This is a genomic window from Oceanobacillus jordanicus (genome assembly GCF_022095695.1).
GTDB lineage: Bacteria > Bacillota > Bacilli > Bacillales > Amphibacillaceae > Oceanobacillus_B > Oceanobacillus_B jordanicus.
This window is the reverse complement of the sequence record NZ_JAIFZM010000011.1, coordinates 45,165-59,369: the sequence shown is the minus strand read 5'-3', so window position 1 is coordinate 59,369 and position 14,205 is coordinate 45,165. Positions and strand designations below refer to the sequence as shown.

11 protein-coding genes are annotated in these 14,205 nt (G+C 38.2%); 10 read left to right on the top strand and 1 reads right to left on the bottom strand.

Annotated features, from left to right (window positions below):
* Positions 1–104: 104 nt before the first annotated feature.
* The 3 genes from pfkA (at position 105) to K3T81_RS13515 (ending at position 3,318) form a co-directional block, all read left to right on the top strand.
* The gene (gene pfkA / locus K3T81_RS13525; protein ID WP_106897134.1) at positions 105–1,064 is read left to right on the top strand and encodes a 6-phosphofructokinase; all 960 of its coding nucleotides are present in this window, start codon (positions 105–107) and stop codon (positions 1,062–1,064) included.
* A gap of 22 nt (positions 1,065–1,086) precedes the next feature.
* Complete coding sequence (gene pyk, locus K3T81_RS13520; RefSeq protein ID WP_106897133.1) at positions 1,087–2,850, top strand: pyruvate kinase; 1,764 nt, start codon at positions 1,087–1,089, stop codon at positions 2,848–2,850.
* A 78-nt stretch (positions 2,851–2,928) separates the two neighbouring features.
* Positions 2,929–3,318, top strand: coding sequence for an FxsA family protein (locus tag K3T81_RS13515; protein ID WP_036572134.1), 390 nt, complete (start codon positions 2,929–2,931; stop codon positions 3,316–3,318).
* A gap of 7 nt (positions 3,319–3,325) precedes the next feature.
* On the opposite strand, the gene ytvI is transcribed toward K3T81_RS13515, so the two are convergent.
* Entirely contained in the window at positions 3,326–4,435 is a 1,110-nt protein-coding gene (ytvI, locus tag K3T81_RS13510; RefSeq protein ID WP_238020534.1) for a sporulation integral membrane protein YtvI, read from the bottom strand.
* A 282-nt stretch (positions 4,436–4,717) separates the two neighbouring features.
* On the opposite strand from ytvI, the gene citZ reads away from it, so the two are divergent.
* The 7 genes from citZ to polA all read left to right on the top strand — a co-directional run bounded on the left by citZ (position 4,718) and on the right by polA (position 14,198).
* Entirely contained in the window at positions 4,718–5,833 is a 1,116-nt protein-coding gene (gene citZ / locus K3T81_RS13505; protein ID WP_238020533.1) for a citrate synthase, read from the top strand.
* 74 nt (positions 5,834–5,907) lie between these two features.
* Entirely contained in the window at positions 5,908–7,179 is a 1,272-nt protein-coding gene (icd, locus tag K3T81_RS13500) for an NADP-dependent isocitrate dehydrogenase (protein ID WP_238020532.1), read from the top strand.
* Positions 7,180–7,256: 77 nt separating this feature from the next.
* Entirely contained in the window at positions 7,257–8,195 is a 939-nt protein-coding gene (gene mdh / locus K3T81_RS13495) for a malate dehydrogenase (RefSeq protein ID WP_238020531.1), read from the top strand.
* Positions 8,196–8,395: 200 nt separating this feature from the next.
* Positions 8,396–8,872, top strand: coding sequence for a MaoC family dehydratase (locus tag K3T81_RS13490; protein ID WP_238020530.1), 477 nt, complete (start codon positions 8,396–8,398; stop codon positions 8,870–8,872).
* Positions 8,873–9,164: 292 nt separating this feature from the next.
* Positions 9,165–9,860, top strand: coding sequence for a response regulator transcription factor (locus tag K3T81_RS13485; protein ID WP_036572145.1), 696 nt, complete (start codon positions 9,165–9,167; stop codon positions 9,858–9,860).
* The gene (gene pnpS, locus K3T81_RS13480; RefSeq protein WP_238020529.1) at positions 9,857–11,233 is read left to right on the top strand and encodes a two-component system histidine kinase PnpS; all 1,377 of its coding nucleotides are present in this window, start codon (positions 9,857–9,859) and stop codon (positions 11,231–11,233) included. Before K3T81_RS13485 ends, pnpS begins: the two co-directional genes overlap by 4 nt.
* Before the next feature lie 325 nt (positions 11,234–11,558).
* Positions 11,559–14,198: a DNA polymerase I gene (gene polA / locus K3T81_RS13475; protein ID WP_106897126.1), complete on the top strand. Its 2,640-nt coding sequence runs from the start codon at positions 11,559–11,561 to the stop codon at positions 14,196–14,198.
* The last annotated feature ends 7 nt before the right edge of the window (positions 14,199–14,205 follow it).

Below are 14,205 nucleotides of genomic sequence, written 5' to 3'. Positions count from 1 at the left end.
CATTAGCACTGTGGAAACAGTATAATTAATTGCTATTTTTTCTATTTCCCATTATCTTTGATAGTGAAGAAATAATTAGCAGTGAGGACAGAGGTGGAACGAATATGAAAAGAATTGGTGTATTGACCAGTGGTGGAGATGCTCCAGGAATGAACGCAGCTATTCGAGCTGTCGTTAGAAAAGCCATTTACCATGATATTGAAGTATATGGCATAAAATATGGTTATCAAGGATTAATGGAAGGAAATATTGAAAAAATGGAAATCGGCTCTGTAGGAGATATTATTCACCGCGGAGGCACTATTATTTATTCAGCAAGAAGTGAAGAATTTAAAACAGATGCAGGCCAAGAAAAAGGCATTGAGCAACTTAAAAAGTTTGGAATTGAAGGATTAATCATCATAGGTGGAGATGGTAGTTTCCGGGGGGCTCAGAAGCTAACGGAGAAAGGCTATCCTTGTATTGGTATCCCAGGAACAATTGATAACGATATTGCTGGAACTGATTTTACAATTGGCTTTGATACAGCGTTAAATACCATTATTGAAGCGATTGATAAGGTTAGAGACACAGCTACTTCTCATAAACGGACTTATATCATTGAGGTAATGGGAAGAGACGCAGGAGATCTTGCTTTATGGGCGGGACTTGCTGATGGTGCAGAAAGTATTCTTATCCCAGAAGTAAAAGACGAATTTGATGAAGTGATTGAACGGCTAAAACGAGGCCATGATCGTGGGAAAAAGCACAGTATTATTGTCCTTGCAGAAGGTGTGGGCAGTGGCTTCGATTATGGAAAACGAATAGAAGAAACAACAGATTTGGAAACAAGGGTAACAGTACTAGGTTATATCCAACGTGGAGGTTCACCTACTGCTTCTGACCGTGTACTCGCAAGTCGACTTGGTGGCTATGCTGTTGATTTATTACGTAAAGGGGAAGCCGGGCGTATGGTTGGTATCCAGAATAATAAATTGGTAAACCATGATATTTTGGAAATCCTTGCACAGCCACATACTATCGATAAAGACATGTACCAGCTTTCAAAAGAATTATCTATATAGGAACATTTAGGAGGTAACTAGAATGAGAAACACAAAAATCGTATGTACAATCGGACCAGCTTCGGAGACTATTGATAAACTGGAACAGTTAATTGAATCCGGAATGAACGTGGCTAGATTAAATTTTTCCCACGGTGATTTTGAAGAGCACGGAGCACGAATTAAAAATATAAGACAAGCTGCTGAAAACACAGGGAAAACAGTAGCTATTTTATTGGATACAAAAGGACCAGAGATCCGCACTGGGAAATTCCGTGATGGAGAAGCAGAGCTTATTCAAGGAGAAGAAGTATATGTTTCCATGAATGAAGAGCTTGAAGGGACTGCTGAAAGGTTCTCGGTAACTTATGGCGGTCTGATTAATGATGTTCACGAAGGCTCTAAAATATTATTAGATGATGGACTTATTGAATTGGAAGTTTTAAGTGTTGACCATGATAATAAAGAATTAAGAACAAAAGCCTTAAATTCAGGAACAATTAAAAATAAAAAAGGTGTTAATGTTCCAAATGTATCTGTGAATTTACCAGGTATTACAGATAAAGATGCCAACGATATTACGTTTGGTATTGAGCAAGGCGTTGACTTCATCGCAGCATCTTTTGTTCGTCGCCCATCTGACATTCTTGAGATAAAAGAATTGCTTGATACCCACAATGCTTCACACATTCAAATTATCCCTAAAATTGAAAACCAAGAGGGTGTCGACAATATCGATAGCATCCTGGAAGTAAGTGACGGGCTTATGGTTGCACGTGGTGATTTAGGAGTAGAGATACCTCCTGAAGATGTACCACTTGTACAAAAGCAGTTAATTAAAAAATGTAATACAGCAGGGAAGCCGGTTATCACCGCAACACAAATGCTTGATTCTATGCAACGAAACCCTCGTCCGACAAGAGCAGAAGCTTCCGATGTAGCGAATGCAATCTTTGATGGAACCGATGCAATCATGCTTTCAGGGGAAACAGCTGCAGGAATTTATCCAGTAGAATCTGTTCAAACAATGAGCAATATCGCAATAAAGGCAGAAACAGCGCTTAACCATGAATCAATTCTGAAAGATCGCTCTAAACATGTAGATATGACAATCACGGATGCAATTAGTCAATCTGTTACACATACAGCAATGAACCTGTCAGTGAGTGCGATTATTACTCCTACGGAAAGTGGTCATACTGCACGAATGATCTCCAAATATCGCCCGCAAGCACCAATTGTGGCAGTAACTTTTGCAGATCGTGTAAAACGTCAACTTTCTCTTGTATGGGGAGTACACGCTGTACCAGGAGAAAAAGCAAACTCTACTGATGAAATGCTTGATATTGCTATCGAAAAAGGATTGGAAACTGGCGTTGTAGAACATGGAAGCAGAGTAATTATTACTGCCGGTGTTCCTGTAGGACAAAGTGGCACTACTAACCTGTTGAAAGTACATGTGATTGGGGACGTTATCGCAAAAGGACAGGGAATTGGAAAACGCAGTGCTTATGGTAAAGCTATCCATGCAAAAAGTTCACAAGAAGCCATTGATAAGATGGATGATGGAGATATTCTAGTAACATATGGCACAGAGAGAGAAATGATGCCTGCAATTGAAAAGGCCGGAGCTATTATAACAGAAGAAGGAGGACTAACCTCACACGCAGCTGTTGTGGGATTAAGTCTAGGAATTCCAGTTATCGTTGGTGTTAAAGATGTCTTTGATGTTATCACAGAAGGACAGGTAATTACCGTTGATGGTACAAAAGGGGATATCTATAAAGGCCATACAAGAGTCCTTTAATCCGTAAGAAAAAAGAAGGGAGAACCTTCTTTTTTTCTTATATTTTAAATTAAATTTATTTAAAAGGGAGGTACCGATATGCGCTGGTTGTTACTTAGCATGCTCCTATTATCTGGGTTGGAAATAGGAATGTTTATTTGGGTAGGTGGGATGATTGGCCCATGGTGGGTGGCACTCTTAATTATCCTTACAGGAATTATTGGTGTTTCACTTGCAAAGCAACAAGGTGTTGAAACATGGAACAAAGCGCAGCTGTCTATGCGTAATGGATCAGCCCCGACCCCTTATATCATTGATGGTATTTGTATTTTAATCGGTGGAATTTTTCTTTTTACACCTGGTTTTATTACAGACATCGCCGGTTTTATTCTCGTTATCCCATATACAAGAGCACCGTTCAAAGCATACATCGGTAAACTTATTACGAAGATGATGAGTAAAAACACCATTATTTATCGGAAATGGTAGTGGTAGGTTATCCTTTTGCAATGAATTGCCAAATCTTCTGAGGGATTTCAGCCTTATAAAACGCGTTAACAAGGATTAATAGTACAGGCGCAATAAGGAAGCCAAGCATGCCAAGCATTTGTACACCAACAAACAAGATAATAAGTGCTGCAAGCGGGTGTAAGCCAATACTTGAAGCAAGTACTTTTGGTTCTAGGATCTGTCGTAAAATGACAATAATCATATAAATAACAATCAGGCCAATAGTTAGTGGGAAATTACCTGTCATATAAAGATAGAGAATCCAAGGGATAAATAGGATGCCTGTCCCAACATATGGCAAGAGATCCACACATGCTGCCAAGAAGGCAATGGTCAGTGGATGATCAACCTGGAGTACAATTAGGCCGACAAGTATGACGATAAATGTAATGAAGATAAGTGTTACCTGCGCTTTTATATACCCTGCAGTAGCTTTTTTTAGTTGAGTCATAATCCGTTGTCCTGAACTATTAATACGAGCTGGAAAAAGGGATTTCATTTTCGTATTTAATAAATCCCAGTCATTCGTAATGATAAAAGAAGCCAAAACGATGAAGATAATAATGGTAACCGAATTTGGAAGTGTACTGACAAAGGCAGGTATGGATAACAGTAGCTGTTGCAGAAATTCTGCAGCAGCTACTGCCATATTATTTGCAAAATCCGTAACCTTTTCTTTAATTGTAATTTGCTGCTCCTCGTCTAATGTGTGAACAAGGGAAGCTAATTTTTGATAAAAGGGTAATAAGTAGCTGTTCGTAAGGTGGTCCAGTATCTGTGTGCCTTTGGTAAAGTAACCAGGAATCTTATCTGCAATAGATATGACACCATTAATAACTTCATTCACAATAAAAAAGATGAAGCTAATAAACGTTAAAAAGGCAGCAACAATGACGGTCAATGTTGCCGCAATCCGAGGAAATTTGAAACGTTTTTGTAAAAAAGTCACAGCTGGATGCATACCCAGTGACAGCATAATGGCAATGATTAGTGGATAGATGAATTTGGCAGTATAATGAAACACTAAGAAAATAACCGTACATAGTAAGATGACAATAAATAAGCGCAACAGTTGATAAGAAAGCTGCTTGTACATAAAAGGACCCCATTCATTAAATTAATGACGTATACTTTTTATTTATGCTTCTAGGTGAAGGATTAGACGTACCAGTTTAGGGCAATTTTGAAAGGTGCAAATCAAGGAAGAAATTTACTTTTTTTAAAATTAATCTGTAATTTAATCGGTTTCAATTCACATTACATTCGAAATACTTTATAATTAGCCTTGGGGATGACAATATGAAACTATGAATATATTGTCGATTTTTAAATGGTCCTAATTGAATGGAACAATTAATAGAAAAAGGAGAGGTTTTCAATGACAACAACGAAAGGGCTTGAAGGCGTTGTAGCAACACAATCTTCCATAAGCTCCATCATTGATGATCAACTAACATATGTTGGTTACAAAATCGATGACTTGGCAGAAAATTCTAGCTTTGAAGAAGTAATTTATCTATTATGGAATCAAAAACTACCAAATAAGTCAGAGTTAGATGCTTTCAAAAAAGAGATAGCAGAAAATATGTCGTTGCCAGATGCAGTTATTTCTCATTTGCGTTCTTATGACCTGTCTACCGTTCATCCAATGGCAGCTCTACGTACAGCGGTTTCTTTACTTGGGCTGTATGATGAAGAAGCAGATGTTATGGACGAAGAGGCTAACAAACGGAAAGCGTTACGAATTCAAGCTAAGATATCAACAATTGTAACTGCTTTCGCAAGAATTCGTCAGGGTAAGGAGCCAGTACAGCCTAAGCATGACTATAATTATGCTGAAAATATTTTATATATGCTGAATGGCAAGGAACCTGAAGCAATCGAGGTTGAAGCGATAAATAAGGCGTTAGTTCTTCACGCAGACCATGAGCTTAATGCTTCCACTTTTACTGCCAGAGTGTGTGTCGCAACATTATCTGACGTGTATTCAGGTATTACGGCAGCAATTGGCGCATTAAAAGGACCGTTGCATGGTGGGGCAAATGAACGAGTAATGCAAATGCTCACAGAAATTGGCGAAGAAGAAAATGCGATCCCTTACATTAAAAGAATGTTAGATAACAAAGAAAAAATTATGGGGATGGGGCACCGTGTGTACCGCGATGGTGATCCACGTGCTAAATACTTGAGGGAAATGTCTAGACAGCTTACAGAGCTTACAGGACAATCCAAATGGTACAATATGTCACACGAGATTGAAGATTATATTAAAGAGACAAAAGGTCTTCCTGCTAATGTAGATTTCTATTCTGCTAGTGTTTACCATAGCTTGGGAATCGACCATGATTTGTTTACACCAATCTTCGCAGTAAGTCGTACATCAGGATGGCTTGCCCATATTCTGGAGCAATACTCAAATAATCGACTGATTCGTCCACGTGCTGAGTACAATGGACCAAGGTCACCTAAATACGTTCCAATTGAAGAAAGATAAAAGAGATAGCTAGACACAGATAACGGGGAATACGTTATACTAGAATCGAGAAAAGAAACAGGAGGTTTTTTACGATGACACAAGGAACAAAAATTACAGTTGAAAACGGACAAATGAATGTACCAGACGTTCCAGTAATTCCATTTATTGAAGGAGATGGTACTGGCCCGGATATTTGGGCTGCAGCAAGCAGTGTAATTGAAGCTGCTGTTGAGAAGGCTTACAATGGCACGAAGAAAATAGAATGGTTAGAAGTATTTGCTGGTCAAAAAGCATTCGATCAGACAGGAGAATGGCTACCAAAGGATACTCTTGATAAAATCAATGAATACAAAATTGCAATTAAAGGACCGCTTACTACACCAATTGGTGGTGGTATTCGTTCATTAAACGTTGCTTTACGTCAAGAACTGGACTTATTCACATGCCTACGACCTGTACGTTATTTTGAAGGTGTTCCATCACCAGTTAAACGACCAGAAGATGTAGATATGGTCATCTTCCGTGAAAATACAGAAGATATCTACGCAGGAATAGAATGGCAAAAAGGTTCGGATGATGTTAAAAAGGTTATTGAATTCCTTAAAAACGAGATGAATGTAAGCAACATTCGCTTCCCTGAAACGTCTGGTATTGGTGTGAAGCCAGTATCTGAAGAGGGTACAAAACGTCTAGTACGTTCAAGTATTGAATATGCACTGAATGAAGGACGTAAGAGTGTTACTTTAGTACATAAAGGTAACATTATGAAATTTACAGAAGGTGCTTTTAAAGCATGGGGATATGAAGTGGCTGAAGAAGAATTCGGTGATAAAGTCTTCACTTGGGCTGAATATGATCGCATTGTAGAAAAAGATGGGAAAGATGCTGCAAATAAAGCACAAGACGAAGCTTTAGCATCAGGCAAGATCTTAGTTAAGGATTCAATTGCCGATATTTTCTTACAACAGATTTTAACTAGACCGAAAGAATTTGATGTTGTAGCTACAATGAATCTTAACGGTGACTATATTTCAGATGCCCTTGCAGCACAAGTTGGTGGAATTGGTATAGCACCAGGAGCAAACATTAATTACGATACAGGGCATGCCATTTTTGAAGCAACTCACGGTACAGCACCTAAATATGCAGGACTGGACAAAGTAAATCCGTCTTCTGTTATCCTATCTGCTGTATTAATGCTTGAACACTTAGAGTGGAGAGAAGCAGCGGACTTAATTACGAAGGCAATGGATAAAACAATCGCATCCAAAGTAGTTACGTACGATTTTGCTCGACTTATGGATGGAGCAAAAGAAGTTAAATGTTCAGAGTTTGGTCAAGAACTTATTAAAAACATGGACTAATTATAAGCTATAGAATCTCTGCACCCTCCTTTCATAAAGGAGGGTGCACTGCAAATATTGTAAAAGGGGACGTTAAAATGGCTATTAAAAGAAGTAAAATATCAGTAATCGGATCAGGCTTCACTGGAGCAACAACTGCTTTAATGTTAGCACAAAAAGAATTGGGCGATGTCGTGCTTGTTGATATTCCAAACATGGAGGATCCTACAAAAGGAAAGGCATTGGACATGCTTGAAGCAAGTCCAGTACAAGGTTTTGATGCGAATATTACAGGTACATCTAATTATGAAGAAACCAAAGATTCCGATCTTGTCATCATTACAGCCGGGATTGCTAGAAAGCCAGGCATGAGCCGTGACGATTTAGTTAATACAAATGCTAAAATAATGAAGACTGTAGCCAAGGAAGTCGTTAAATATTCTCCTGATACCTTTATCGTAGTGTTAACAAATCCTGTTGACGCCATGACGTATACTATATTTAAAGAGTCTGGGTTGCCAAAAGAACGCGTAATTGGTCAATCTGGTGTCTTGGACACAGCTCGTTTCCGTACATTTGTAGCCCAAGAATTAAATCTTTCTGTTAAAGACGTAACAGGGTTTGTATTAGGTGGACATGGGGATGACATGGTTCCATTAATCCGTTATTCTTATGCTGGTGGAATACCGTTAGAAAAGCTTATTTCCAAAGATCGCCTTGACGCCATTGTAGAACGTACACGCAAAGGTGGGGGTGAAATTGTAGGCCTTCTGGGTAATGGAAGTGCTTATTATGCTCCTGCAGCTTCCCTAACCGTTATGGCGGAAGCAATTCTTAAGGACCAACGTCGTGTTATTCCATCTATTGCTTACTTAGAAGGAGAGTATGGTTACAGCGATATATACTTAGGAGTGCCAACAGTGCTTGGCGGAAAAGGTATTGAAGAAATCATTGAACTTGATTTAACTGAAGAAGAAAGAACTGCGCTTGATAAATCAGCAGATTCAGTTAAAAATGTTCTAAGCATATTGGGATAGTAATGAAAGCCCTCTGCAGTTTCCAAACTGTGGAGGCTTTTTTTATCATTAATTTTGCTGTCTAGGTGAACAAATTCCTAAACGTATTTCTGGCTATTTGCTGCCCCCCTATTAGTCTCATAGGCTCTTCGCATTTGTTCTGGTAAAGTAAGAAAAGGTTTGATATAATAGAAAGCGCTTACAAAACGGAGGTGGTTGCAGTGTTAGGGAAGAAAAGAAAGCTTGGCATGACGTTGAAGGATATACAGATAGGGGAGACGTATACGGCAATCAAAGTTATTGAGGACAAAGAGTTATTGCTCTATCTAGGATTAACAAATGATGCGAACCCATTATATATTCAACATGATTATGCTTCACAGACTCCATATAAAGCTCCAATTGTTCCGTCAGTTTTGCTGTTTGGGATGGTATCCTCCATAGTATCAATGCATCTCCCTGGTCCAGGTAGCCATATTACACAGCATGAAATGACTTTTCCAAAACCTGTCCTACACCAGGCTGAGGTAAGATTTAACTTAGAAGTAATAGCTATAGATGAAAAAGATCATACTGTTTCAATCAATGTTACAGGGTACGATACGGATGGAGGTAAGGTCATTATTGGAAAGTTGCAAGTTTGCCCGCCATATAAACCAAATTCATTAACAGCAACTTCATTGGAAAACTTTTTCTGATCAAGGAAGATACCTATTAAACCAGGTCGAACGGGCAACATGACGTTCGACATTTTCCTTTTCAAGAGGCTGTGTTGGGACGTATTTTCAGTGTGTGGTATTCGATTCTTCTACTCATTCTTCTCTACATTTTCATTATCTAGATCCCCAGTCTAAGATGTTTTTTGTAAATTTTAGTTAACAAAGTTTTTAATATGTTCACATTGTCACCTATTCATTGTAAGATGAGGGTAGGTCGAACGTAATTAAATGGTAATAGATACGATATTCTCTAGAGAAATGGGGATTTTGAATGAAGCAAAATATACTTATTGTAGATGATGAGAAGTCCATTGTGACACTTCTTAATTTCAATATTGAGAAAGCAGGATTTCAGACAGATGTAGCATATGATGGAGCCGAAGCGATTAAAAAGGCTGAGGCAAATGACTATGATTTAATCATTCTTGATCTCATGCTACCTGAAATGGATGGGATGGAAGTATGCAAGTACCTCCGTAATAACAAAATTGATACACCCATCCTCATGCTCACTGCTAAAGATGAAGAGTTTGATAAAGTACTTGGTCTTGAATTAGGCGCTGATGATTATTTGACAAAACCGTTTAGTCCTAAAGAAGTAATTGCCAGAATGAAAGCTATCCTAAGACGATCTAACAAGGTAAGCAAATCAACCTATTCCTCTTTAAAAATAGGGGAACTAATTGTCTACCCTGAGCGCTATGAGGCTGAAATTGCTGATAGGGTCATAACATTTACAAGAAAAGAATTTGAATTACTTCATTATCTGGCAAACAATAAAGGAAAGGTAATCTCACGTGATCAACTGTTGAGCGGTGTTTGGGATTATGATTTTGTTGGAGATACAAGAATAGTAGATGTCCATGTATCCCATTTACGAGATAAAATCGAACCGGACACAAAAAAACCTAAATATATTAAAACAGTACGCGGTCTCGGGTATAAATTGGAGGAGCCTACTACATGAAAGCACTCTTTAAGAAACCACTAGCTACTTATTTATTTGGCGTTTTCATTGTGGTTTTCGCCACAGGACTTGTCCTGTACCAAATTGTTGATAACATAGTTATTTTAGGGTCTGTTCTACTAACCCAGTTTATAATTTTAACATTATTTTTAATGCATCTTTATGAACGTTACATACGTCCGATAAAGAAAGCGACAAGTACCATTGAAGAAATAGTGAAGGGAAACTATCGTGCTAGATTCCATCATCCCAGCAATGATAGCATTGGTTTATTAAGTGCAAAAATAAATTCCCTTGCTCGTAATATTGGGGAGTTCGCCAGGCACGAGAAGATGCAATCGGAGCAATTATCAACTGTAATTGATAATACACAAAGTGGTCTTATTCTAGTTGATGCAAAAGGATATATTCATTTTGTTAACCGGAAATTCATCCACATCTTTGGCGGTGTACCAAAGGATTATAAGGGGCACCTTTATTACGATATATTAGAGAATGAAATTATTCATGAAACGGTACAAAAGACATTCTTATATGAAAAAAATGTAAAAGAAGCGTTTACCCACTATAAAGGCATTGATAAAATCTATTTGGAAATAGTCGGTGCACCAATTTTTAATGAAAAAGGCATGCTAAAAGGTGCGGTATTAGTCATATATGATATTACAGAAATGAAAAAGCTGGAGTTAATGCGCAAGGACTTTGTTGCCAATGTTTCGCATGAACTGAAGACTCCTATTACATCGATTAAAGGGTTTGCGGAAACTCTTTTGGATGGCACGATGGATGATAAAGAAGCTAGTAAGGAATTCCTCGGTATTATTTATAATGAGAGTGAACGTTTGCAATTACTAATTGAAGATCTCCTTATTTTATCTCGACTTGAAAAGGAAGATTTCCAGCTAGTATTATCTGAAATTAATTTAAAGCAAGTTGTATCCGAAGTGGCCATGTTGATGAAACATAAAATGGATAAAAAGAAGCTTTTGCTATCCGTTAATATTAGTGATGAGGCAATAATAAAAGCAGATAAAGAGCGTTTAAAGCAAGTCATTATTAACCTTCTAGATAATGCGATCAATTATACCCCTGTCAATGGGCAGATCTGGATTAATGGTGAAAACACCAAAGATGAGGTTATGATAGAAGTGAGGGATACAGGAATTGGGATAGCCCAAGAAGCATTGCCACGCATTTTTGAACGTTTTTACCGTGTTGACAAGGCGAGGAGCAGAGATACAGGTGGCACGGGGCTTGGTCTAGCTATTGTAAAACATATTGTGGAAGTCCATAGAGGGGATATTCAAATCAGTAGTGACCTGAATAAAGGCACAACAGTGTCTGTTACTTTTAAAAAAGAACTGATCGATTAATAATTAATATTTTGTACAGCATATGGAGAATGGAAGAGGGTGCCCCTTTTAGCTATAGGGTCATCTTCTTTCTTTTTATCCCAGTGCAACCGTCCGTAAGACCCCCACTTCAAAACATGAGGTGAAATCGTTAGTTTTTAGTGAGAGAAAACGGACGCTAACACTCCGATTCGTTCAACTAACAATCAGTGGGGGAAGAATGTCACCACTGATTGAAGTTTCACTTTCTATCCGGTGGCTCTATTCATGTATATATTTTTTCACTTTCATGATAGAGAATGATACTATAGGGGTAATGAAGATTCTGGAATGGAGGATAATTACGATGTCTGAAAAGCTTGTTTTAATAGATGGTAATAGTATTTTGTACCGTGCTTTTTTTGCACTTCCCTTGCTTAATAATGACAAAGGTGTTTATACAAATGCTGTGTATGGATTTACGACGATGTTACTTAGAATTCTGGAAGAAGAAAAACCAACACATATGCTTGTTGCGTTTGATGCAGGAAAGACGACGTTTCGTCACAAAACTTATAAAGAGTACAAAGGTGGTCGGCAAAAAACGCCTTCCGAGTTATCAGAACAATTTCCCCTTATAAAAGAAGTATTGGATGCTTTTCATATCCCGCATTACCAACTGGAAAACTATGAGGCAGATGATATCATAGGTACGCTTTCTAAAACGGCTCAACAAAATAAGTGGGACGTCACGGTTATTTCAGGGGACAAGGACTTATTACAACTTGTTTCCGATTCGGTAACCGTCCGCTTGACAAGAAAAGGCATTAGTGATGTGGAAGAATATAACCCAGCTTTCTTACAGGAAAAAATGGAGCTGCATCAAGATCAAATTATTGATCTAAAAGCACTTATGGGAGATAGCTCCGATAATATTCCTGGGGTCCCCGGTGTGGGACAGAAAACCGCCACTAAATTGTTGAAGCAATACAATACGTTAGAAGAACTCTATAACCATGTGGACGAGGTTAGTGGAAAGAAATTACAGGAAAAGCTAACTACATACAAAGATGATGCGTTTATGAGCAAAGAGCTTGTGACCATAGACCGGGAGTCTCCTATCACAATTAAGGTAGAGGACATTGCCTTTAATGGCTACCAACCAAGTGATGTTAGTGGGGTTTTTAAGGAGCTAGGTTTCCAGTCATTGTTAGACAAACTTGGAGGAAATGTATCAGCTGAAGAACCAACAGAAAGTGAATTACAGGACATTGATTTTCAAATTGTAGAAGAAATCGATGAATCCATGTTTCTTGGAGATGAATCCATCGTCGTGGAAACACTTGGTGAAAATTACCACCAAACGGAAATTGAGGGTTTTGGGGTATTTAATCGAGAGCAAGCCTACTTTATCCCAACAGAAATTGCATTATCTTCAGAATCATTTAAAGCATGGCTAGAAGACAGCAGTAAAAAGAAAGCAGTATTTGATGCGAAAAAAACATTAGTAACACTTCTTAGAAATGGGATTCACATAAAAGGAATTACGTTTGATATGCTGCTTGCGTCATATTTGCTGAATCCAGCGGATAATAACCATGACATCCCTGCTATTGCAAATAGAATGGGAAAACAAGTTGTTCTCTTTGATGAGGAAGTTTATGGCAAAGGTGCAAAGCAAAAGGTTCCAGAACAGCCAGTATTAGCGGAACACGTTGTTCGTAAAACAAAAGCATTGTTTGAGTTAACAGATAATATGAATCAGCAGCTGATTGATAATGAACAAAAGGAATTATGTACAGAGTTAGAGATGCCACTTGCTTTAATTCTTGGTGAGATAGAACACTATGGTGTTGAAGTGGACGTTGAGCGACTTGAGGAAATGAGTATTGATTTAAAATCTAGGCTAGCTGAATTAGAAAAAGAAGTACATGAGCTTGCAGGTGAAACATTTAATCTTAACTCACCTAAGCAATTGGGGCCGATTTTATTTGAAAAACTACAGTTACCTGTTGTGAAGAAAACAAAGACAGGCTATTCAACTGCAGCGGATGTATTGGAAAAGCTGGAACACGAACATGAAATTATTCCAAAGTTACTTCTTTACCGCCAATTAGGTAAGCTTCAGTCTACCTATATCGAAGGATTATTGAAAGTAGTAAATAAAGACACAAATAGAATTCATACGCGCTTTAACCAGGCACTAACACAAACAGGTCGCTTAAGCTCAATTGATCCTAACCTGCAAAATATCCCGATTAGACTGGAAGAAGGCAGGAAAATTAGACAAGCTTTTATTCCTTCTAAGAAAGATTGGATCATGTTTGCAGCCGATTATTCACAGATTGAATTAAGGGTGCTAGCACATATAGCAAATGATGAGAAATTGGTGGCTGCCTTTAAAGAGGATTCCGATATTCATACACAAACAGCAATGGATGTTTTTCATGTAGACAAGGACGAGGTTACCGGAAATATGCGGAGACAGGCCAAAGCGGTAAACTTCGGTATTGTATATGGAATTAGTGACTTCGGATTATCACAAAATCTAGGTATCACCCGTAAGGATGCAAAAAAGTTTATTGAGCGTTACTTTGAGAGCTACCCTGGGGTTAAGGCTTATATGGACGAAATTGTACAAGATGCAAAGCATCAAGGATATGTCACCACATTAATGAAACGAAGAAGATATTTACCGGATATTACGAGCAGGAATTTTAATCTTCGTAGCTTTGCAGAAAGAACAGCAATGAATACACCAATTCAGGGAAGTGCAGCAGATATTATTAAGAAGGCTATGATTGACTTGCATGAAAAACTGCAGGAAGAGAAATTGCAGGCGCGTATTCTGTTACAGGTCCATGATGAATTAATTATTGAAGCTCCAAAAGAGGAATTAGACAAGTTAAAAGAAATAGTGCCGGAAATGATGGAAAACACAGTGGATCTCATTGTTCCGTTGAAAGCAGATTATGCTTACGGTTCCAGCTGGTTCGACGCGAAGTAAGGAGAGA